Source organism: Sandarakinorhabdus sp., from assembly GCF_051860625.1.
GTDB lineage: Bacteria > Pseudomonadota > Alphaproteobacteria > Sphingomonadales > Sphingomonadaceae > Sandarakinorhabdus.
The window spans coordinates 242,714-264,307 of the sequence record NZ_JBHYDQ010000001.1 but is presented as its reverse complement, the minus strand read 5'-3'; the positions used below and the strand labels follow the sequence as shown (position 1 = coordinate 264,307).

Here is a 21,594-nt window from a genome sequence, read left to right as displayed (position 1 = left end):
AGTGCGTTGTTGGATTTTTCAAGAGGGGGGCAGCGCCGTGCTGCAGGAATTCAAGGCCTTCATCGCCCGTGGCAACGTGCTTGATCTGGCGGTGGCGGTGATCATCGGCGCCGCGTTCGGCACCATCGTCACCAGCTTCACCGAAGATCTGGTGATGCCGATCATCGGCCTCGTCACCGGTGGCATCGATTTTGCCGGGCTGTTCGTGGTGCTGGGGACCATCCCGGCCGATTATACCGGCAGCCCGGCCGATTATGAAGCCTTGAAGAAGGCCGGTGTTGCGCTGTTTGGCTATGGCAAGTTCCTCACGGCGCTGCTGAATTTCCTGATTGTCGCCTGGGTGATCTTCCTGATGGTGAAGGCCGCCAACCGGATGACCGCCAAACCGCCGGTGCCCGAAGTGCCCGCAGCGCCGCCACCGCCGACACCATCAGAAGCGTTGCTGATGGAAATCCGCGACGAATTGCGCAAGGGCCGCGCTTGATTACCAGCTTGGCCGCCTGGCTGGACGCAGTGCCGCTGGCCGCGGTCCCAGCGGTGCTGGTGACGGTGTTTTTCATCGCAGCCGAAGTGGGCTTTCGTATTCACCGGCGCTTTGGCGGCAGCGGATCGGCGGCGGATGAAAGCCAGGTGCTGTCTACCGCGCTGCTGGTGCTCGCGCTGCTGCTCGGTTTCACCTTCTCGATGGCGCTGAACCGTTATGATGAGCGCCGGCAACTGGTCGTGCAGGAGGCGAACGACATCGGAACGGCCTGGCTGCGCGCCGGGCTGGTCCCGGCGCCGCACGGCCCGGTGCTGCAACGGGCACTCGGTGATTATGCGCAGGTGCGCCAGACCAGCCCGCTGCCCGGCGAGACCGCAAAGCTCGCCACCGCGGCGCGGCTGCGTGATCAGGTGTGGCGCAGGGCAGCGCTGGCGCAGGCCGATCTGGACGGCGCCCGTGCCGCCAGCCTGATCGCGGCGGTGAACAGCGTGCTCGATACCGGTACCGCGCGCGAAAAGGCCGTGGCAGCGCGGGTGCCCGGTGAGGTGATGATGTTGCTGGTGATCTTTGCCAGTGTCGCCTGCTTCCTGCTCGGCTATGTGCTGGCCGCGCATGGCCATCGCCACCGGCTGGCGTCTGGTGTGCTGTTCGTGCTGATGGCGCTGACCATCATGCTGATTCTCGATCTCGATCGGCCAGCCGACGGCGCCATCCTGGTCGACCAATCGGCAATGCGGGAACTGGCGACCGATCTTGCCAGTGCAGCATTGCTTGCGCACAGATAAGGGCATGAAGCCGATCATTCCCCTCGCCTTGCTGGCGCTGGCCCTGCTGCCTGGCTGCCGGGCACAGCGTGACCAGTTGAAACAGGCCATGTCGGGCCAGCCGCCGGTGATCGCCGGCAGTCTGGAGGGCGACTGGGTGCTCGCGGATCTGAATGGCGGCGGCGCGCCGACCCCGGCGATCACGCTGCGGTTTGATGGCGGCGATCACGGCACCAGCCAGGTGACGGGCAACAGCGGCTGCAACCGCTTCACGGGGGACTGGCAGCAGGAGGGCCGCACGCTGAAGCTTGGACCCGTCGCATCGACCCAGATGGGCTGTGCCGCATCGGTGATGGCGGTGGAGCAGCGCTTTGTGGCGGCGCTGGTGGATGTCAGGCAACTGGTGTTCACCGAAGCTGGCGAGGCGCTGCTGGCAACGCCGGACGGCCGGCGGCTACGGCTGCGGCGACCGCCGCAATAGGGTCAGGCCGCCTGGCGCTCCAGCGACAGGTCGGCCAGCGTGGTATGATCCAGGATATTGGCGGTCTGTTCGCGCACCACCAGCATCACCTTGCGGATCACGCAGGTCTGTTCCTCGAAACAATCGACGCAGCGCTGATAGGCCGATAGCGACACGCACGGCACCAGGGCCAGCGGGCCTTCGATCTGGCGGATGATCTCGCCGAAACTGATCTGCCCGGCCGGGCGCGCCAGGCGATAGCCGCCCATCTTGCCGCGATAGCTGTTGACGAGGCCGCCATTCTTCAGATCGAGCAAAATGGCTTCGAGAAATTTGCGCGGCAATTTCTGATCGGCGGCAATCGCCGAAATCGGCACCGGCGCCACCCCGCCGGACCGGGCGATGAAGATGAGCGCGCGTAACGCATAACGAGATCTTTGGGTAAGCATGGCAACGGTTTATCCTATGCACCGACAAGGGATTGCTGCCAACCCGCTAAGGCCGTGCCAGGCGAAATAGCTGAGCGCAATGTGTGCCGATAGATGGGAAAATATACCAATAGTTCGCATCGATGAACATGCGTGTCATTATTGAGTAATACAGTTGGCGCACCAAGCCATTGATATTACGAAAAACATGATTTTTGGTGGCAGTTGGCACGGGGGTTGCAATGCATGGGACATCGGCAGCCGGATGGTCTGGCAAGCCGAACAACGAAGGAAGGTCCCCCATCATGTTCGCTTCAACCCGGAATTTCTCGCGCAATCTCGCCGGCCTGGCTGGCACGCTGCTGTTCGCTGGCCTGTGTGTCGGCGCCGCCACCGCCCCGGCCGCGGCCTCCCAGCTCAAGTCGCCGATCGCGTATGGCGTCAATGCCGAAGGCGACCGCACGGCGCGGGTGTTTCATTCCGATCTGAATCTTGGTTCCAAGGCCGGCCAGGCCCAGTTGGAAACCCGCCTGCGCATCGCGGCGCGCACCGTTTGCAGCAATGGCCAGCAGGATCCGTTCGCCACGGCCGCGGCCAATCGCTGCTATCACGAGACGCTGCGGGCCACCCGCAACGCCACCATGGCAGCGGTTGCGTCGGGCAAGCAGGCCGGCTGATCCGAACGACGGCGGGTGGTGGCCGGGGCCGCCCCCACCCGCTGAACCGGCCCGCAGGCAGCGCCAGTTCCCCCATCGGCGCGCCGCCGGCGCCAAGGCCCCTAAGGTTTCCCAGCTCCGGTGCGTTCTCCCGCCCCCTCGAACGCACCCGGATGGTGTCGCCCGGCAGGTTATCCCTCCTTGCCGGGCGGCACTTTATTTTTGAACGCAGCGCGTCATGATGCATCGATGCGCTTGCTCCTCACAATTTCCGTCCTCTTGTTTGCGACGCCAGCTCTGGCCGAACGCGCCCGCGCGCTGGGCCTTGCGCCGGGGCCGTTGCCGACGGGGCCGCTGAACGCCATTACCGATGTGCCCGGCGTGGCGGTCGGGCAGGTGACGATCGACAGGGGTGATACAATCCGCACCGGCGTGACCGCGATCCTGCCGCATGGGGGCAATATCTTTGCCGGCAAGGTGCCGGCGGGGATTTTCGTCGCCAACGGCTTCGGCAAGCTGATGGGCCTGAGCCAGGTGCGCGAACTGGGCGAGATCGAGACGCCGATCCTGCTGACCAACACGCTGAATGTGCCGGAAGCCGCCGCCGCGATCATCGAACACACGCTGGCCCAGCCGGGCAACGAAGCCGTGCGATCGGTGAATGCGGTGGTGGGGGAAACCAACGATGGCGGGCTGAACGATATTCGCGCCCGCGCCGTGACCATAACCGATGCGCGCCGGGCGATTGCAGCGGCGACGGCCGGCCCCGTGCAGGAAGGTGCGGTGGGCGCCGGGCGCGGCACGATCGCGTTCGGGTACAAGGGCGGCATCGGCACGTCGTCCCGCGTCACGCCGCAGGGCTTCACGGTGGGCGTGCTGGTGCAGAGCAATTATGGCGGCCGGCTGATCTTAAGCGGTGTGCCGATCCCGCCGCCACCTGCTGCAAGACCACCCAGCGCCGATGGTTCGATCATGATCGTGGTCGCCACCGATGCACCGCTGTCGGACCGCAACCTGGAGCGGCTGGCGGCGCGGGCGATGGTGGGCCTGGCCCGCACCGGATCCGCATTCTCGAACGGATCAGGCGATTACGCCATCGCCTTTTCGGTGCACGAAGCCGTGCGCCGCACCCCCGAACGCCGCGCCGCAACCGCCGCGGCGCCAGATGTGGGCAATGACAATATTTCGCCACTGTTCGTCGCGGTGGCCGACGCCACCGAGGAAGCCATTGCCAACAGCCTGCTGATGGCGCAGCCGGTCAGCAGCCGCGATCCGGCAACGGGACACTGGCGCAGCGTGCCGGCGGTGGACGCCGATGTGGCGAAGCGGCTGCTGGCGCGCTAACCCTCACGCAACCGCAAGCAGCAGCGGGTCGCCCGTGGCTTCGGGTTGCAGCGACACCAGCAGTTGCGGTGCCTGGCCTTGCTCGGCGAGCGCGCTGCGCAAGGCGATGAACAGCAGCAGGCTGCGGCGGGCGACTCTCTGTTTGAAGATCTCATCGATCGGCCCACCCACCGACATGAAGGGTTCCAGCAACCGAACGAAGCTGGCGGTGCGCGCGCGCGCCATGTCCCGCCGTTCCGGCAGCGTCAATCCCGGCAGGTTCAGGGCATCGCCCACGCCGGCCAGCGCAAACAGCGCGTTGGGCCAGCCTGCGGCCGTCACCAACAACCGCCCGGCCGCGGCGGCATTGCTGCGTTCGCTGTTGAAGTCGCTGGGGAAGAAATCTTCGCCGCCATGTGGGAAGCGTTTTTGCGTGGTAAGCCACTTGTCGAAATCGCGCGGGGTGGCCAGGCGTTGGCTTGTGATGAAGGCCAGCCAACTGTGCGATATCGCCGGCGCATCCTGGCGTGCGTCCCCGCTTTCGTCATGGACAAAGCGGAGCACACGCGTGACGGCGCGCAGGCGGCGCTCGTTGAACCCGACCGCCTGCACCGCTTCGACCATGTGGTGGAAGATTACGCTGCGCATCGCGCCGGTCGGGCCGCACGCCTTCCCGATGGCCAGCAACTGCGCCACCTGCGCGCCGTCCAGCTTAAGACTGGCGCTGATGGCGCCATTGATCGCCGCATTGCTGCCGTTGCCGAAGCTGGCGGACAGGGCGATAGCCTCGGCGGACGCTAACGCGACCCCAAGTGGCTTCAAACCGGCGATGAAGTCCTCGGCCTCGTTCCGGCGCAGCTTGCCATCGCGATATTCGGCGGTGAGGGCGATGCTGCTGCCAGCCGTGTCGATCTGGCTGGCGCCGATCTGGCCGGCCAGCGCTAGCGTATGGCCGAATGCCACCGCCTTGCGCTGCCCGAACAGGGAGCCGGCGATATCGGCTTCGGCCTCGCTGAGCAGTTGCACATTGCCATTGCCGTCCACGACAATCTCGGCGTCGAACAGGCTCTTCGCGGACACCGCTGCGCCAAAGCCGAACATCACCAGGCCGAAATCCAGGCTGTTTTCACCGCCGGCCCGCAATGCGATGCGGCTGTCGCCGGCATCCAGCAAAAAGCCCGGCATGCCGGTTTCGAACAGGCGAACGAGCGTCTGCCAGTTGCCGGCCATCAGATCGCGATAAAGCCGGGCGGTCGTGTCATCGACGCGGGTGAAGCGGCCGGACACCGAGAGGCGGCTTTCCTGCCAATCCCGCGCGGCCAACTTCAGATCGAGGCTGATGCGGGTACGCAGCGGATTTTCGAGCTTGGTGACGATCCTGGCGGCGAGGGCGTCGATACGACCCGCCAGCTTGCGCAGGCCGGCAAAGGCCTTGTCGGCCCTGCTTGCGCCGCCAGACAAGGCCTCTCCGGCCGCCGTCAGCGCATTCTCCAATGCCGTCAGCGCCGGATCGGCAAGGCCGTTCACCGCCGCTTCGGCCTTGGTGCGCAGCGCGTTCACCAATTTGGTCAGCTCGGCTTTGGCCTTTGCCTTGACGCCTTGCTTGTTCAGCAGCGCTTGCAGCGGGGCCGGCGCCAATGCCAAGGCTGCATCGACCAGCTTGCTGGCCGTATCATTGCCGAGCACGGCGCCGCGATCCAGCAGACCAGCCAATTGATCCGCCAGCCAAGCTTCCACCGCAGCCGGATCCTGCCGATTGATCGCGGCATCCAGATCGGCCGCCAGTGCCGTGGCCGCAGCGCCAGTGCCCAATATGCCGGCCGCGGCGCCTTGCAACTCGGTCGCCAGCAGCGTCTTCAGCGCGGTGCCCGGTAACAAATAGGGCTTGATCGCGGCCAGCTCGGCCTGCAGCAGCCCCAATTTGTCGGCAAGCGTGGTGCGCACGGCGGCGGTCAGGCCGGCCAGATCAATCTCCACACCAAAGCCGATCCCGTTGGCAATTTCCCGCCGGTGCCGCCGTGAAATCTTGAGCTGGATATCATGCGGCATGCCCGCGCTGCGTGGCCGCACCTTGCGCAGGCTGAGTTCATAGCCGCTTTCCACGCTCACACTGGCCGAAAAGCTGGCGCCGGCCTTCAACTGCACCCCTTGCGCAATCTGCTGGTCCACACCCAGTGTCAGGCTGACAGACAGTTTCGCACGGCCATTGGGGCGAGCCTGCACCCCCACCAGATCGCCAGTTTCAAAGGCTTCGGCGACATCCTGCAGATCGAACGGATTGGGCAACTGCGCCAGGCGTTCGGCATAGAGCTGCGCCAGGCTCTTGCCGCGCTGGGCATCGGCGGGGTCGTGAAACCAGCCCAGTGCCACGGCTGCATCGGCCGTCGTGCTGGCGGCAGCCTTGCCGGCAGAAAACGGCAACGCCACCCCGGCGGCCGCCTTCAGCGTGGCTTCGGCCCAGGTTTTCAGCAGAAACTCGCCGGGTGCGTCGGCATATTCCCACGCCGTCTCTGATCTGTCGGCTGACAGGGTGAGCGCCAGTGTGCCGCCGAGCGAAAGATTGCCGCCAGGCAGCGGTGTCTGGCCAGCCTGGTTGAGGATCGACCAGTGCAGCGGCTGCGGTTCGACAGCGCCACTGGCATAATCCGCCAGTGTTTCCAGCAGGAAGCCGCCGGCCGGGCTTTCCACCAGCGTCAACAGCCGATTGGCGTGGCCGGCCAGCACGGCCAGTTCATTGCCAAGGCCAGCGTGCGCGAACGCCGCCACGATTCCCGGATCACCGGGCGCCGCCAGCACCAACGCCAGCGCGCTGCGCCGCCCGGCGCCGGATGCCAACCCGGCATTCTGCAAGTCGCCCCGCAGTTCATCCAGCTTTTCGACAAACCGCGCCAGGGCGGCAAAAATCGGGTGTTCGCCGCTCAGGTCGAGCAGCCTGCCAGTCAATTCCGTTGTCATGATGGCCCCCTGTCACGTCCAGCGAGACGTGCGATCATTGAAAAAGAACACAAAACTGTCGAAATTTAATGGCCCCAGCTTCGCCCACCACGGACCATGCAATCGCCCGCGACGGACATTCTGGCGCCCGGCCTGCGACTGCAGCGGCAGGAATCTGCCGTTCACTTCGCCGGCATTGTGGCCCTGGCCTTCCGGCACCACCACCGTGATGTGGCCGGATCGGTTGCGCTGCGTGCGCCGTGCGCAGATCACCGCAACGGCGCCGGTATTGGCTGCCGCTTGCAAGGCTTCGACACTGGCGGTGCGCTGCCAGCCAAAGCCGGCGCCGAAATCGATCAGCCAATCGTGCAGGCCGTTGGCGTTTTCTTCGCGCACGCTCCCGCCCAGTGCTGCTGGAACCTGTTGCCCGGATTTCAGCGCCTCGATGGCGGCCGGCATCCACCAGACGCGCGGCAGATAGACGCCGGCTGCATAACAATAATCATGGGCATAAATGTTGCAGAACGTATCGGTCTGCGTGGGTTTCCAGCGGCGGTGCGCCGGGTCCTCCACGCGTGCCCAATCGATGAAGGCCCAGAGTGCATCTGGCTGCTGGCCATCGCTGGCCCGGCGGCGCGGCATGCCGGCTTCGCCAAGCGGGCGCGGCCCGGCCAGGCTGTGGCGCGTCTGGTCGACGCGGCCTTCGTCGAAGTGCGCGGGCGGCAGGCCCGATTGTTGCGGGGGCAGCGGCACCCTGCCGGCATCGACCGGCAGGGGTTCCAGCACATCTTCCGCCATGAAACCGGCAAAGCCGACACCAGAGAGGATGGTCTGCACATGCCGCCATCGCCCCTGCTTCGCGCCGATTTCGGTAACGACATGGTGGTTCGGCAGCACTGCTTCGACAACGCTGGTCTTGCCCGGCGCGCGTCGCAGATTGGCGGCTGCAGTGGCAACCCGCAATTGGATCATGATGACGTACCCCCCGGTGGAGACCGACTCGATGACCCTGCTGCGAAACTATCAGTTCAACCTTGGTACGCCCATAGCAGTAACGAATAATTCACACATCCAGATTCGCCACGTTCAGGGCATTTTCCTGAATGAACGCCCGGCGTTCTTCCACCACGTCGCCCATCAGCTTGGCGAAGATATCGTCGGCTTCGGCGGCTTCATCGACGTCCACGCGCAGCAGCGTGCGGGCGGCGGGATCGAGCGTGGTTTCCCAGAGCTGTTCGGCATTCATTTCGCCCAGCCCCTTGTAACGCTGCACCGAAAGCCCCTTGCGCCCGGCATCGAGCACGCCGGCGAGCAGATCGGACGGGCGGGTGACGCGCATGGTGCCAAGCATGGCCGGCGCCGCATAGGCGCTGGCTTCCTGGCTGACCAGCGCGTGCAGGCGCGGCGCTTCGGGGGCGGACAGGAAGGCGCCGTCGATCACGTGATAATCGGTCACACCGCGCCACGCCCGCTCGACCTGGTAGCCGCCATCGACGGACAGTCGCGCCGTCCAGATACCGCCTTCGGTTTCGGCAGCGTTCAGCCAGGTCGCCGTGGCGGCAGCCGCCGGTTCGCTGGCGCCGGCGAGGGCGCCGTTCAGCGCGAGGGCCTCCACGACATGCGCCGGGTAACGGCGCGGCACATACTCCATCAGGGCACGCATGCGCCGCGCGTGATCCACCAGCGACGCCAGATCGGCGCCCGTGCGCGGACCATCGGCGGTCATCAGCGCCAGATTGCCGGTGCCGGCCTCGACCAGATATTCCTCCATCGCCGGATTGTCTTTCAGGTACACCTCCGACCGGCCGCGGGCGACCTTGTAGAGCGGCGGCTGCGCAATGAAGAGATGGCCGGCGTCGATCAACGTCGGCATGTGGCGGAAGAAGAAGGTGAGCAGCAAGGTACGGATATGGGCGCCGTCGACATCGGCGTCGGTCATGATGATGATCTTGTGATAGCGCAGCTTTTCGAGGTTGAACTCGCTGCCGATGCTGGTGCCGAGCGCCTGGATCAGCGTGCCGATTTCGCGTGAACCCAGCATGCGATCGAGCCGGGCGCGCTCCACGTTCAATATCTTGCCGCGCAGTGGCAGGATCGCCTGATATTGGCGGTTGCGGCCCTGCTTGGCGCTGCCGCCGGCGCTGTCGCCTTCCACCAGGAACAGTTCCGATTTGGCCGGATCGCGCTCTTGGCAGTCGGCGAGCTTGCCGGGCAGCGAGGCGATATCGAGCGCGCCCTTGCGCCGGGTCAGGTCGCGCGCTTTCTTGGCGGCTTCGCGGGCGGCGGCGGCGTCGATGATCTTGGCCACAATCGTCTTGGCGTGGGCGGGATGTTCCTGCAGCCACACGTCCAGCCGGTCGGCCATCAGGCTTTCCAGCGGTTGGCGCACTTCGGAGCTGACCAATTTGTCCTTGGTCTGGCTCGAAAATTTCGGATCGGGCAGCTTCACCGACACGATGGCGGTCAGGCCCTCGCGCATGTCATCGCCGGTGAGCGATACCTTCTCCTTCTTCAGCAGCCCGGATTTTTCCGCATATTGATTGAGGGTGCGGGTCAGCGCGGCGCGGAACGCGGCGAGGTGGGTGCCGCCATCGCGCTGCGGGATGTTGTTGGTGAAGCACAGCACCTGTTCGTAATAGCTGTCGTTCCATTCCAGCGCGACTTCGATGCCGATGTCCTGGGCCTGACCGGTGATGGCGATCGGTTCGGGGATCAGCGCGGTCTTGGACTTGTCGAGATACTGGACAAAGGCCGCGATGCCGCCCTCGTAATAAAGCTCGACCACCTTGCCCTCGGCATGGCGGGCATCGGTGAGGATCAGCCGCACGCCGCTGTTCAGGAAGGCCAGTTCGCGAAACCGATGCTCCAGCCGGGCGAAATCGAAATCGATGGCGCGGAAGGTGGCGATGCTCGGGAAGAAGGTCACGCGGGTGCCGCGCTGGCCATTGGAGGGCCCGCGCACCACCAGCGGCGCTTCGGCTTCGCCATGGGCAAAGCGCATCCAATGCTCCTCGCCGTCGCGCCAGATCGTCAATTCCAGCCATTCCGACAGCGCGTTGACCACCGACACGCCAACCCCGTGCAGGCCGCCGGACACCTTGTAGGCATTGTCGTCGCTGTTGTTGAATTTCCCGCCCGCATGCAGTTGCGTCATGATCACTTCGGCGGCCGACACGCCTTCTTCGGCATGGATGCCGGTGGGGATACCGCGGCCGTTGTCGGACACGCTGACGCTGCCGTCGGGGTTCAGGCTGATGTCAATGCGGTCGCAATAGCCCGCCAGCGCTTCATCGATGGCATTGTCGGACACTTCGAACACCATGTGGTGCAGGCCGGAACCATCGTCGGTGTCGCCGATATACATGCCGGGCCGCTTGCGCACCGCGTCCAGGCCGCGCAGCACCTTGATGCTGTCGGCGCCATAATCTTCGCTGTTGTGGGCTTTGAGGTTATCGGACAAGGCTTTGCCTGTTCGCTGGAGGTCAATCTCAATGGCTATAAAGACTTGGCCCGGCCGGCGCGAGGAAAGATTTGACCTTGCTCCAGCAGCAGATGGGTGGCCGCGTCGGCGCCGGCAAACACATCGGCATCGGTGCCCGTCGCCCAGGCCTGCACGCCCATAGCGGTGAGGCGGGCAAACAGCGCTTCGCGGCGCTCGGCATCAAGATGCGCGGCGATTTCATCCAGCAGCAGGATCGGCGGCCGTCCGTGGCGCGCCGCAACCAGCGCGGCATGGGCGAGCACGATGGCCACCAGCAGCGCCTTCTGTTCGCCGGTGGAGCAGTTCGCCGCCGGCATCGCCTTGGCGGCATGGGTGACGATCAGATCGGCGCGGTGCGGGCCTTCCAGCGCGCGGCCGGCGGCGGCATCGCGGGCGCGGCCGCTGCACAGGCGGCCGGCCAGATCCCCAGAAATTGTGGGGCCATCATCGCCAGAAAGGCTGATCAGCGGGCGGGCGAACGGGCCATCCTCGCCGGCAGCGGCCTGAGCGGCCAATGCGGTCACCACATCGGCGCGGGCGGCGGCGATGGCGGCGCCGTGTTCGGCCATGTCGGCCTCCAGCCCGGCCAGCCAGACCGGATCGGCGGCCGGCTGCGCAGTCAGCAGCCGGCTGCGCTCGCGCATGGCGGCTTCGTAACGGGATACGCGCGCGCCATGGCCGGGGTGCAGCGCCAGCACCAGCCGATCCAGAAACCGCCGCCGCGCGCCGGCACTGTCGGAAAACAACCGGTCCATGGCCGGGGTCAGCCACACCAGCGCCAGCCATTCGCCCAAGGCCGCCGCGCTGGCGCTGGCGCCGTTGATGCGCACCAGCCGGCGATCCGGGGCCTGGGCCTGTGTGCCGGTGCCCATCTGCACGTCACCCGCAGCGGTCGCCAGCGTCGCCGCCACGCTCCAGCCGCCCGGCCCGCCGTGGCGCGCGGCGTCGGACAGGGCGGCGCCGCGCAGGCCGCGGCCGGGCACGAGTTGCGAAATGGCCTCCAGGATGTTGGTTTTCCCCGCACCATTCTCGCCGGTGATCACCACCAGGCCGGGCGCCGCATCAAGGCTGGCGGCGGCGTGGTTGCGAAAATCGGTGAGCGTCAGGCGGGTGATCGCCGCGATCACAGCATCAGCAGCCGATGCTGGCCGCGATCGAAGCGGTGATAGGGGATGGGCCGCGCCGGATCGACCAGCCGCTGCGCCACATCATCCAGAATGGCGCGGGTGATGCTGGGCAGATCGAGCTGCGCCGCCGCTTCCCAATCGAACCAGGCGATTTCATCCAGTTCACCGCAGCCACCGGTGGGATCGAGGCTGACGATGTGCTCGGCATCCACCGTGAAGAAGCGCGCATCGAACCGGCGCGGGCGCACCGGCGGGGTGATGGCGCGGCCAACGAACTGCAATGGTGCCAGTTGCGGCAGATGGCCCGTGGCAAGGAAATCGCGCCATTCCGGCGACCTTGTGCGCGCCTGGCCGGGAGCGCCCAGCACTAGCCCGGTTTCCTCGAACAATTCGCGCACCGCTGCGGTGGCGAGCGCGCGGGCGCGTGCAGGCGGTGCGGTGCGGCACAGGCTGCCGGCGGTGGCGTCGTTCAATTCATTGGCGGCGGCGATGCGGTAGTCGCTGGGGTGCAGCCGCCCGCCGGGGAACACCCATTTCTGCGCCATGAAGACATGGCCCTGCGCGCGCCGACCCATCAGCACGCGCGGCGTGGGCCCGTCGCGGCGAATCACCAGCAGGGTGGCGGCATCCTTGGGCCGCAGCGAGCGACCGGACAGGATGGGGACATTATCTTCATCGACCTTCATGGCATTGACCGTAGCGTATCGGCGGCGCGGGCGTCACCCCTCCGTCGCCTTCGGCGCCACCTCCCCTTGAAGGGGAGGAGCTTATTGATCCTCCCCGTCAAGGGGAGGTGGCGAGCGCAGCGAGCCGGAGGGGTGGCCGCCATGCCCGAACTCGGCCCCTTAAACCAATGTCCCCAACGACGCCGTCGTGTAATCGGTCAGCTCGCCGAACCGATTGTCCCGCACCTTGTGCGCCCAATCCGGATCGACGATCAGCGCGCGGCCAACGGCGACCAGATCGAATTCGTCACGCTCCATCCGCGCGATCAGGCCATCGAGGCTGGCGGGCTGCGAGGATTCACCGCCCATGCCGGCCACGAATTCGCCAGTCAGGCCGACACTGCCGACGCTGATCGTCGCCTTGCCGGTCAATTTCTTGGCCCAGCCCGCGAAATTCAGACCTTCGGCGCCGTCGATGTCGGGAAATTCCGGCTCCCAGAAACGGCGCTGCGAGCAGTGGAAGGCGTCCGCGCCGGCATCGGCCAGCGGCGCCAGCCAGGCGAGCAGTTCATCGGGCGTCGGCGCCAGGCGATAACCGAAATCCTGTTGCTTCCACTGGCTCAGCCGGATGATGACCGGGAAATCCGGCCCGACGGCGGCGCGCACGGCCTTCAGCATTTCGGCCGCAAAGCGCGCGCGTTCGGGCAAAGCGGCCCCGCCCCAGGCGCCATCGCGCTGGTTGGTCACATCCCAGAAGAACTGATCGATCAGATAGCCATGGGCGCCATGCAGCTCGACCGCGTCAAAGCCCAGCCGCTTGGCGTCACCCGCCGCACGGGCGAAGGCGGCGATGGCATCGGCGACATCTTCGTCGCTCATGGCGTTGCCGTTGTTCTTGCCAGCCATGTAGACACCCGACGGGCTTTCGGCGGTCTCGTTCTTGGGGTTGCGGCGGTTGGGCAGCGCGCCGACATGCCAGAGTTGCGGCGCGATAAGCCCCTGTTCGCCGTGCACGGCCTTCACCACCTCGGCCCAGCCATCCAGCGCTTCGCCAAAGAAATGCGGCACATTGGGATCGTTGGCGGCACCCGTGCGCTCCACGGCGGTGCCTTCGGTGATGATCAGGCCAACCCCGCCGGCTGCGCGCTTGCGATAATATTCGGCGACATTCTCACGCGGGATACCGCCGGGCGAGAAGCTGCGCGTCATCGGCGCCATGGCGATGCGGTTGGGCAGCGCGAGGCCGTTGAGATGGAAAGGGCGGAAAAGGGTTTCGGTGCTCATGCGCCGTTGGTTAGCCGGGGCGGGGGCCCGGCGCTACCTCATCTTTTCTTTATCGGGGCGTTGCCGAAGTATCGCGCTTGTCTGCCAGCGGGTGGCACTTCAGTTGCCGCGATCCGCAAGCGGATGGCGGGTGTTGACCAGTTCCACCAGCGCAGCAGCGGCGACATGCGTGTAGATCTGCGTGGTGGCGATATCGGCGTGACCCAACAGGGTCTGCACGATGCGCAGGTCCGCGCCGCCTTCCAGCAGATGGGTGGCAAAGGCGTGGCGCAGCACGTGCGGGGAAATGCGGGTGGCGGGAATGTCGGCCTCTCCCGCCAATTCGCGGATCAACTGCCACAGCCGCAGCCGCGTGAGATGCGCGTCGGCACTGCCGCGCCGGCCAGACGGGAACAGGAAACGACTGGTGGCGGGCACATGCGCGGCCCAGGCCAGCACGGCGGCTTCGGCACGGCGGCTGATCGGCACCAGCCGTTCCTTGTTGCCCTTGCCGGTCACCACCATATGGCCGCGCCCGGCCCGCACGCTGCTGCGCGGCAGCGCCACCAGCTCGGTGGCGCGCAGGCCGGAGCCATAAAGCAGTTCGACCAGCGCGCTCAGCCGCAACGTGCGCGGATCGTCGGGCTGCGCCGCCAGCCGCTCGGCCAGCGCTGCGAACAGCCGCTCGACATCGCCGGCGCCCAGTGTTTTCGGCAGCGGCCGGGCGGCGCTGGGCAGCGCCAGATCGCGGCCCGGATCATCGCTGCGGATGCCCTCGGCGGCCAGAAAGGCCAGGAACTGCCGCACTGCCGAACCCTTGCGCGCCGCGCTGGCACGGGCCAGTGGCGCCCAGTGCCGAGCCAGCACGGCCAGCGCGGCGGCATCGGCGGCGGCCAGCCGGCCACCCAGCCATTCGCTGGCCTGATCCAGATCGCGGCCATAGGCCAGCAGCGTGTTCTGCGCTGCGCCACGTTCGCTGGCCATCGCATCGAGGAACAGCGCGATGGCGCGGCGATCTGCAATCGGCTCGCTCAAATGGCCAGGTCCCCTCCGGCGCGGGTCACGGCTTCGGCGGCGAACTGGCGGGCTTCGGTGCGGCGGCCGCTGGCCACCAGCGCAGCCACGATGGCTTCGACATGTGCGGGCGGCACATCGATCCATTTGCCCTGCAAGCCGGTGGCCGCCAGCAGCGCGACTTCGCCGGCAGCACCGCGATGGCCGGCGCTGGTGATGGCGGCGCGCCAGCGGCCGGCGGCCGGCGTGATCAGTTCGCGGCGCAAGCTGTCCCAATCGCTGCCGCGGGCGACGCCCAGCCCGGTGAGCGCCGCCAGCAGCACGCCGGCGCTGTGCGGGGTGGCATCAGTGCGGCGGCGCCAATCCTTGAACATATCCACCGATGCCGACACGCCGGCGCCGGCCGCAAGCAAGGCCCAGGCGCGGGCGCGCACATCGGCACTGGCGTCGCTGGCGATCGGCCACCAGCGCGCAGCGGCGCGACCGTTGCCGGCAGCCAGCAGCGCGGCAATGATCGCAGGGGACTCCTCGGCCAGCGCCGCCACCGGGCGCAAGGCGGCCGCGGCCGTGGCGGTTTCGATCAGCGCGCCATAGGGATCCTCGCCCGGCGCCCCGCTGGCGCGGATCGCGGCCATGGCAGCGGCACGGGCCGCCGGCGTGCCGGCGGTGAAGGCATCGCGCAGATTGGCGGCACGGCTGCCGGCAGCAAAGCCGCCGCTGGCATCGGCCGGCGACAGCGCCGCCACGCCGCTCGCCAATTCCGCGCTGGACATATTGCCCTGCATGGCCGCCACGCGCAGCAGCCCCAGCCGGCTTTCGGCGCTGAGCGCCGGGTTGCGCACCACCCAGCCCACATAGGCCGGGCCGAGCGCGGCCAGGCGATCGGCCGGCACCGGCACGCCGGCGGCGGTGGCGACGCCATAACGATAGACGGTCAGGCCTTCGACCTCTTCCCAATTCACCCCGTCGGCCCGGCCCCGTCGCCCGGCCCCGCCAGCCAGCACGGCGACGCGCTGCGCCAGTCGCACATCGAAGGCCGCCACGCGCCGCCGTTGATTGCGCAACGTATCGATGATGTTGGCCGATGTCAGATCATCGCCCTCCATCGCGGCGCACATGCCATAGGCCAGATCCCACAGCGGCCCCGGCGTCAGCGCGCGCCCCGTGGCGGCGATCGGGCACAGGCCGGCAAGATCGGCCGCGGCCAGCGACACTTGCGCGGCCATCGCATAGGTGGCGGGCGTATAGCGATCGACGGGCAGCACATCGATCAGCCGGCGGGCGCCGTCAATTTCGCCCTGGCGCAACAACAGCCCGGCGCGGGCCGCCACCCAATCGCCATCGCCGATGCCGGCCGGGCCAGGCACGCGCGCCAGCATGGCCCGGCGCAGGGTGATCGCCGCCCAGCGCGAGGCAATCGGCCTGGTGATGCGCGTGGCCAGCGTGGCCAGGAATTTCCCGTTGCTGCCGGCAAAGCTGGCGTTGGCGAATCCCCCAGGCGTGCTGGCCGGAAACAGGCCGATCGGCGCGCCCGGCGGCAGGGAAGCACGCGCGGCATAAGGGTCTGGGGGGCCGAGGCTTTCTGGCGGCGGCGCTGTTTCGCTGGCGGCGGGCGCGTCGGGCAGCAGCGGCGGCAGATCGGAATCGGCCTCGGCCGGTGCCGGCGTGCCAGGCGCTGGCGGGGCGACGCCGGGCAGCAGCGGTGCGGGCGTATTGGCGGGCGCTGGCGCCGGCGTGTCGAAACCGGGCGGCAGCAGCGATTTGGGGCGTTCCTGCCCCTGGCTGCCGGCCGGCGCCGCCAGCAATGCCGCGGCAATCAACAAGTGGCGCCGGGCCCGGTTTGCCTTGGTTGCACCGCAGTTTGCTGTCGCCATGGCCGCGTGTATAGCGATGCGCACGATGGACTGCGACCCGAAAATCCCCTCGCATGTCGCTGCGCAAGGCGCAGCCGCAGCGGCGGCGCGTCTTGCGGCGGCGGCGCAGCAGCCGATCACGCTGGTCGGCCTGATGGGTGCCGGCAAATCCAGCATCGGCCGGCGGTTGTCGTTGCGGCTGAACCTGCCGTTTGCCGATGCCGATACCGAGATCGAGGCTGCGTCGGGCCTGTCCATCCCGGAGATTTTCGAACGGTTCGGCGAAGCCCATTTCCGCGATGGCGAACGCCGGGTGATCGCACGGCTGATCGACGGCAGCCCCAAGGTGATCGCAACGGGCGGCGGCGCCTTCATGAACGAGGAGACGCGTGGCCTGATCCTGGCGCGCACCCGGGCGGTGTGGCTGAACGCCGATGTGGCGACACTGGTGGACCGGGTGCGGCGGCGCGGCAACCGGCCGCTGCTCGCGGGGCGCGATCCGGGGGTGGTGCTCACGGAGCTGGCGGCAATTCGCAACCCGGTCTATGCGCTGGCGCCGATCCAGGTGGTCAGCCGGCCCGGGCCGCACCACGATACGGTGGAGGCGATCATCACCGCGCTGGCCGCCGCCAATATCGGGGACGCTGCATGATCGTTCAGGTTGCGCTGGGGGCGCGTGCCTATCCCATTCACATCCAGGCCGGGCTGCTCGGCAATGCCGCGCCGGTGCTGGGGCCGTTCGTGCGCGGCAATCGCCTGGTGGTGGTGACCGACAGTCAGGTCGCGGCCCTGTATCTGGATCGCCTGTCGGCCGGGCTGTCGGGCGTGCTGATCGAACCGATCATCCTGCCGCCCGGCGAAGCCACCAAGGACTGGGTGCATCTGCAACTGGTCGTCGAGCGGCTGCTGACGCTGGGGGTGGAGCGCAGCGATGCAGTGGTGGCGCTGGGTGGCGGCGTGATCGGCGATCTGACGGGCTTTGCCTGTTCGATCCTGCGCCGCGGCTGCCGCTTCGTGCAGGTGCCGACCACCCTGCTGGCGCAAGTCGACAGCAGCGTCGGCGGCAAGACGGCGATCAATGCGGCGGCCGGCAAGAATCTGGTCGGCGCCTTTCACCAGCCAGCCGCCGTGCTGATCGATCCGCAGGTGCTGGCGACGCTGCCGGCGCGGGAATTGCGCGCCGGCTATGCCGAGGTGGTGAAATATGGCCTGATCAACGATGCAGACTTCTTCGCCTGGTGTGAAGCCAACGGCGCAGCGGTGCTGGCCGGCGACACCGCGGCACAAACATACGCGATCGCACACGGCTGCAAGGCTAAGGCCGCCGTGGTGGCCGCCGATGAACGCGAGACCGACGATATCCGGGCGCTGCTCAATCTGGGCCACACCTTCGGCCATGCATTCGAAGCCGCGGCGGGCTTTTCGGACCGGTTGCTGCATGGCGAGGCGGTGGCGCTGGGCATGGCACTGGCGCATCGTTTTTCGGCGCACCGGGGCCTGTGTTCGGCCGAAGATGCAGCACGGGTCGATGCGCATCTCGCCGCAAGTGGCTTCGAGATTCACCCGGCGGTGCTGGGCCTTGCGACCAATGCGGCCGACCTGATCCACCACATGCGGCAGGACAAGAAGATGAGCGGTGGGACATTGCCGTTCATCCTGTCGCGCCGGCTGGGGGAAAGTTTTGTGGCGCGCGATGTGCCGCTGGGCGCGGTGGAGGCGTTTCTGGCGGACGAACTGGCTGACGTGAAACGTCCCTAAACAAGTCCGGCTTATGGCCGTTACTGCCCTTGGGCAGTTGCGGGGTCGTCATGCGTATCGGTGAATTGTTGGTGGCCGCCGGGCTGGTGAGCGATGCGGATATCGCACGCGCCATCGACCGGCAATATGATGAAGGCGGCCGCCTCGGCCCCAATCTCGTCGCCGTGGGCGCCATCACCGAAGCGGAACTGGCGCAATTTTGCGACGGCGTGCCGGTTGAGCCAGCCACCCTGCAGGAAACCGGCATCCCCGAGAATTTCCTGATCGATCTGATGCTGAAACTGCTGTTCATCGGCCCGGCCGAAACCGTGGCCGATCTGGCCGGCGTGATGCGTCTGTCCCCGCGGTTGATCACCGATCTGCTGGAGGGGGCGGTGCGCGGGCAACTGGTGGCGGCACTGGGCGGCAGCGGCCTGATGCTGCGCCACGAATTGACGGGCGCCGGCAAGGCGCGGGCGCGCGAAGCGCTGGAGCGATCCGGCTATCTCGGCCCGGCGCCGGTGCCGCTGGAGGTTTATGCCCATTGGCTGGAACGCCAGAAGGTGACCAACGAAGTCATCGACGTGCCGCGCATGCGCGGGGCGTTCGAGGGGCTGGAGGTCGCCGATGCCCTGGTCGACAAGCTCGGCCCGGCGATCACCTCGGGCCGCGCCGTGCTGATGTATGGCCCGCCCGGCAACGGCAAGACATCGGTGGCGCAGCGGCTGGAACGCGTGTTCCGCCACATCATCCACATCCCGCATGCGGTGCTGGTCGAAGGCCAGGTGATGACCGTCTATGATCCCGATGTGCATGCGCCGGTCGACAAGGATGCCGCCACCCGCCCGCGCCTGGTTGCCACCTCCTTGTACCGCGACGAAGCCGATGGCCGGTTCGTCGCCTGCCGCCGCCCGTTCATCATCACCGGCGGTGAACTGACCATGGAAATGCTCGATCTGAAGCATGAGGTCGGCGGCAATTTCTATGTGGCGCCGCTGCACATGAAGGCGGCCGGCGGCTGCCTGCTGATCGACGATTTCGGCCGCCAGATGGTCTCCCCCACCGCCCTGCTCAACCGCTGGATCGTGCCGCTGGAAAACAAGGTCGATTATCTCAAGCTTGCCACCGGCAAGAGTTTTCGGGTGCCGTTCCAGACGGTGGTGATCTTCTCCACCAACCTGTCACCGGCCGATCTGATGGATCCGGCCTTCCTGCGCCGTATCCCCTACAAGATGGAGATCGGCCCGCCATCGCCGCCGGCCTGGCGCCGCATCTTCAAGGGCGTCGCCAACAGCCACGGCGTGCCGGCCGAAGAGCATGAGATCATGGCGATCGAGCGCGAACTGACGGTGGCGCAGGGCCTCGACCTTGCCGCCTATCAGCCGCGCTTTCTGATCGAACAGGTCATTGCGTCGGCCCGCTTCAAGGGGGTGGCGCCAGCGCTCAGCCCGGAACTGGTCGGGCTGGCCCTGAGCAATCTCACCGTCGGCCGCGCCAGTGGCGGCGAGACGGGAACGCTGGCGCGGGTGGCGTAAGGCGGCGGCAAACCAGATCCTGCGCCTCACGACGACGCCCGCAGCGGCATAAGCTCAGCCGTGAAAGCGCACGATCATGCTCTGGCTGGCGGTGGCCATCAATGTGCCATCCTGGGCAAACAGATGCACACGGCCATGGGCGAAACCGGCATGAACGGCATGGATGCGCATGTCCGCCAGCACCCATTCGGTCGGCACGATGGTCATGAAACGGATGGTGTTGTCCAGGCTGTTGCCGCCGGCATGGGCGCCCAGCGCATTGCCGACGCCCGACGGCAGGAAATCCGCCATCACTGCCAGCGCCAGCCGATCGATGGGCGTGGCCGGGTCGCTGGGTCGCACCCACAGCCGGCCAACGCCATCCGCCGAGGGCGGCGCGGTGCCCCGCTCGGCGCCGAAATGACCATGGGCGACACGGCGGTCGAAATGGCTGTTCAGATCATCGGGATCGCGCGTCCAGCGGATGGTCATTTCCGGGCAATCCTGCGGTGGCGGCACCGCCGGCATCTGTGCCCACTGCTGGTGCTGATGGTCCGGCCGGCTGCCCAGCGCGGCATTGACCGTGATGATTTCCTGCGCGCCGGCCCCCTGATTTCTTGTACGCGTGATGACGCGGGCCTGGCTGGTCTGCTTGCCGGCGACCGGCACGATCACCTCAAGATCAAGGTCGGTACCGGGCCGCGCGTAGGACAGATATTGCGCCGCCGCCCACACGGTCGGGCGGCCGGTATGCGCCTCCACCGCGGCCAGCGCGCTGGCCAGGCCCATGCCGCCAAACATGAACATCGTGTCGGGCGGGCCGACACACAGGGGCTTGGTAACGGTAAGGCGATAATGGCCGGGCGCAGCGCCCGTGGTCAGGGGGATCATGCCGCCTCGATAAAGGCGCGGATGCGCGCCGTGAAGGCCGGATCGGCGTGGGTGGCAATCGGCGCTGGCGCCTGGCCCGCGTTGCCCAGCAAGGCCGAGGCGCGCGCCTGCAGATCATCGGCATCAGCCGCGACATGCAGGCCGGGGCGGATGCCGACATGGCGGGCGGTGGCGAGCTGGTGATCGGTGTTATGCTCGCCCAGCGCCTGCAGCCGTGGCAGCATCAGGATCGGCTTGCCGGCCTGGATCGCGGTGATGATCGATCCCATGCCGCAATGCGCCACGAACAAGGCGCAGTCCGCCACCTGCGCCCGATAGTCAGCCAGCGGCAGGGTGCGCACCCATTTGGCGTGGCGCGGTTCATGGCTGCCCTTGCCGATCTGGATCAGCACCGGCACTGCAGGGTTGGCGGCGGCCCACGCATCCATCGCGGCCACCAGCCGATCGAACGGCATCATCGACCCGACCGACACGAAGATACCGCTCACAACACGCTGCCCCAATGATCGACTGTTGCATCGGCGAGGTGCGGCCACTGGGTGATCACCTGGTTGCACACCCGGCCGGCCTGGCCACCGCTGCCGGACAGGACTTCGCTGTTGGCGATGCTGTCCACCCACAGGCTGCGCACCCCGAACGGCCGTGCCAGCGCCGCCGCGATCAGGCCGGGCAGCGCGCCAGTGGTGATGATCACCTGCGGGCGCACCTTCATCAGGATGCGGGCGATATCCAGCGTGGCGATCGGGATGCGCCACCAATCGGCCCGCGACACATCGCGGAAGGTGAAGAACGGCGCATCACCGGCCAGAACGCGTGTATCGGGATCAACGGTGGCAATCGACACGCGATGGCCTGCCCAGGCCGGCGCCAGGCGCATCAACTGCACGAAATGCCCGCCCCCCGATGCGATTGCCAACACCCGCCGCTGCATTGCCTGTTCCCCTGATTCGGCCGTGGCTCAAGGCTGGGGGATTAGGCGCTGCACTGCACAAAATCCACC

General features: G+C 67.3%; 20 protein-coding genes. 8 read left to right on the top strand and 12 right to left on the bottom strand.

Translation table 11 applies throughout. From position 1 onward, the window contains the following. Positions 1-37: 37 nt before the first annotated feature. Genes mscL through ACTIEZ_RS01265 form a run of 3 tightly spaced genes read left to right on the top strand, consistent with a single transcriptional unit; the run spans position 38 to position 1,729 of the window. The gene (mscL, locus tag ACTIEZ_RS01275; protein WP_439544826.1) at positions 38-484 is read left to right on the top strand and encodes a large conductance mechanosensitive channel protein MscL; all 447 of its coding nucleotides are present in this window, start codon (positions 38-40) and stop codon (positions 482-484) included. Beyond that, entirely contained in the window at positions 481-1,269 is a 789-nt protein-coding gene (locus ACTIEZ_RS01270; RefSeq protein ID WP_439544825.1) for a hypothetical protein, read from the top strand. The genes mscL and ACTIEZ_RS01270 overlap by 4 nt, the downstream gene beginning before the upstream one ends. A gap of 4 nt (positions 1,270-1,273) precedes the next feature. Beyond that, positions 1,274-1,729, top strand: coding sequence for an META domain-containing protein (locus ACTIEZ_RS01265; RefSeq protein WP_439544824.1), 456 nt, complete (start codon positions 1,274-1,276; stop codon positions 1,727-1,729). Positions 1,730-1,731: 2 nt separating this feature from the next. On the opposite strand, the gene ACTIEZ_RS01260 is transcribed toward ACTIEZ_RS01265, so the two are convergent. After that, positions 1,732-2,157: an RrF2 family transcriptional regulator gene (locus ACTIEZ_RS01260; protein ID WP_439544823.1), complete on the bottom strand. Its 426-nt coding sequence runs from the start codon at positions 2,155-2,157 to the stop codon at positions 1,732-1,734. A 284-nt stretch (positions 2,158-2,441) separates the two neighbouring features. Here ACTIEZ_RS01260 and ACTIEZ_RS01255 point away from each other — a divergent pair, with 284 nt between their 5' ends. Further along, positions 2,442-2,813: a UrcA family protein gene (locus tag ACTIEZ_RS01255; protein WP_439544822.1), complete on the top strand. Its 372-nt coding sequence runs from the start codon at positions 2,442-2,444 to the stop codon at positions 2,811-2,813. Positions 2,814-3,041: 228 nt separating this feature from the next. Then, positions 3,042-4,136, top strand: a complete 1,095-nt coding sequence (locus ACTIEZ_RS01250) for a P1 family peptidase (RefSeq protein ID WP_439544821.1) — start codon at positions 3,042-3,044, stop codon at positions 4,134-4,136. A 3-nt stretch (positions 4,137-4,139) separates the two neighbouring features. On the opposite strand, the gene ACTIEZ_RS01245 is transcribed toward ACTIEZ_RS01250, so the two are convergent. From ACTIEZ_RS01245 to ACTIEZ_RS01210, 8 genes are all read right to left on the bottom strand, one after another. Further along, complete coding sequence (locus ACTIEZ_RS01245) at positions 4,140-7,070, bottom strand: hypothetical protein (RefSeq protein ID WP_439544820.1); 2,931 nt, start codon at positions 7,068-7,070, stop codon at positions 4,140-4,142. 12 nt (positions 7,071-7,082) lie between these two features. Continuing rightward, complete coding sequence (locus tag ACTIEZ_RS01240) at positions 7,083-8,021, bottom strand: hypothetical protein (protein ID WP_439544819.1); 939 nt, start codon at positions 8,019-8,021, stop codon at positions 7,083-7,085. A gap of 91 nt (positions 8,022-8,112) precedes the next feature. Further along, complete coding sequence (gyrB, locus tag ACTIEZ_RS01235; RefSeq protein ID WP_439544818.1) at positions 8,113-10,509, bottom strand: DNA topoisomerase (ATP-hydrolyzing) subunit B; 2,397 nt, start codon at positions 10,507-10,509, stop codon at positions 8,113-8,115. Positions 10,510-10,544: 35 nt separating this feature from the next. Then, positions 10,545-11,654 carry a DNA replication/repair protein RecF gene (recF, locus tag ACTIEZ_RS01230; protein ID WP_439545078.1) on the bottom strand — a complete coding sequence of 370 codons (1,110 nt, stop codon included), beginning with the start codon at positions 11,652-11,654 and terminating at the stop codon, positions 10,545-10,547. After that, entirely contained in the window at positions 11,654-12,343 is a 690-nt protein-coding gene (locus tag ACTIEZ_RS01225; protein WP_439544817.1) for an NUDIX hydrolase, read from the bottom strand. Before ACTIEZ_RS01225 ends, recF begins: the two co-directional genes overlap by 1 nt. 159 nt (positions 12,344-12,502) lie before the next feature. Then, entirely contained in the window at positions 12,503-13,606 is a 1,104-nt protein-coding gene (locus tag ACTIEZ_RS01220) for an NADH:flavin oxidoreductase (protein WP_439544816.1), read from the bottom strand. 99 nt (positions 13,607-13,705) lie between these two features. Then, positions 13,706-14,620: a tyrosine recombinase gene (locus tag ACTIEZ_RS01215; protein ID WP_439544815.1), complete on the bottom strand. Its 915-nt coding sequence runs from the start codon at positions 14,618-14,620 to the stop codon at positions 13,706-13,708. Next, entirely contained in the window at positions 14,617-16,422 is a 1,806-nt protein-coding gene (locus ACTIEZ_RS01210) for a hypothetical protein (RefSeq protein WP_439544814.1), read from the bottom strand. Before ACTIEZ_RS01210 ends, ACTIEZ_RS01215 begins: the two co-directional genes overlap by 4 nt. Positions 16,423-16,498: 76 nt before the next feature. Here ACTIEZ_RS01210 and ACTIEZ_RS01205 point away from each other — a divergent pair, with 76 nt between their 5' ends. The 3 genes from ACTIEZ_RS01205 to ACTIEZ_RS01195 are packed head-to-tail and all read left to right on the top strand — an operon-like array spanning position 16,499 to position 19,724. Next, entirely contained in the window at positions 16,499-17,104 is a 606-nt protein-coding gene (locus ACTIEZ_RS01205; RefSeq protein ID WP_439545077.1) for a shikimate kinase, read from the top strand. After that, the gene (aroB, locus tag ACTIEZ_RS01200; protein WP_439544813.1) at positions 17,101-18,210 is read left to right on the top strand and encodes a 3-dehydroquinate synthase; all 1,110 of its coding nucleotides are present in this window, start codon (positions 17,101-17,103) and stop codon (positions 18,208-18,210) included. Before ACTIEZ_RS01205 ends, aroB begins: the two co-directional genes overlap by 4 nt. Positions 18,211-18,260: 50 nt before the next feature. Next, positions 18,261-19,724, top strand: a complete 1,464-nt coding sequence (locus ACTIEZ_RS01195) for a hypothetical protein (RefSeq protein WP_439544812.1) — start codon at positions 18,261-18,263, stop codon at positions 19,722-19,724. Positions 19,725-19,778: 54 nt separating this feature from the next. Here the strand turns inward: ACTIEZ_RS01195 and ACTIEZ_RS01190 are convergent, their stop codons facing one another. From ACTIEZ_RS01190 to ACTIEZ_RS01180, 3 genes are read right to left on the bottom strand one after another with little or no spacing between them, the layout of a single operon-like run. After that, a complete protein-coding gene (locus tag ACTIEZ_RS01190) occupies positions 19,779-20,594 on the bottom strand; it encodes an acyl-CoA thioesterase (protein WP_439544811.1) in 816 nt (271 codons plus the stop codon). Further along, positions 20,591-21,082, bottom strand: coding sequence for a glycosyltransferase (locus tag ACTIEZ_RS01185; RefSeq protein WP_439544810.1), 492 nt, complete (start codon positions 21,080-21,082; stop codon positions 20,591-20,593). The genes ACTIEZ_RS01190 and ACTIEZ_RS01185 overlap by 4 nt, the downstream gene beginning before the upstream one ends. Next, the gene (locus ACTIEZ_RS01180) at positions 21,079-21,525 is read right to left on the bottom strand and encodes a UDP-N-acetylglucosamine--LPS N-acetylglucosamine transferase (RefSeq protein WP_439544809.1); all 447 of its coding nucleotides are present in this window, start codon (positions 21,523-21,525) and stop codon (positions 21,079-21,081) included. Before ACTIEZ_RS01180 ends, ACTIEZ_RS01185 begins: the two co-directional genes overlap by 4 nt. Positions 21,526-21,594: the final 69 nt, after the last annotated feature.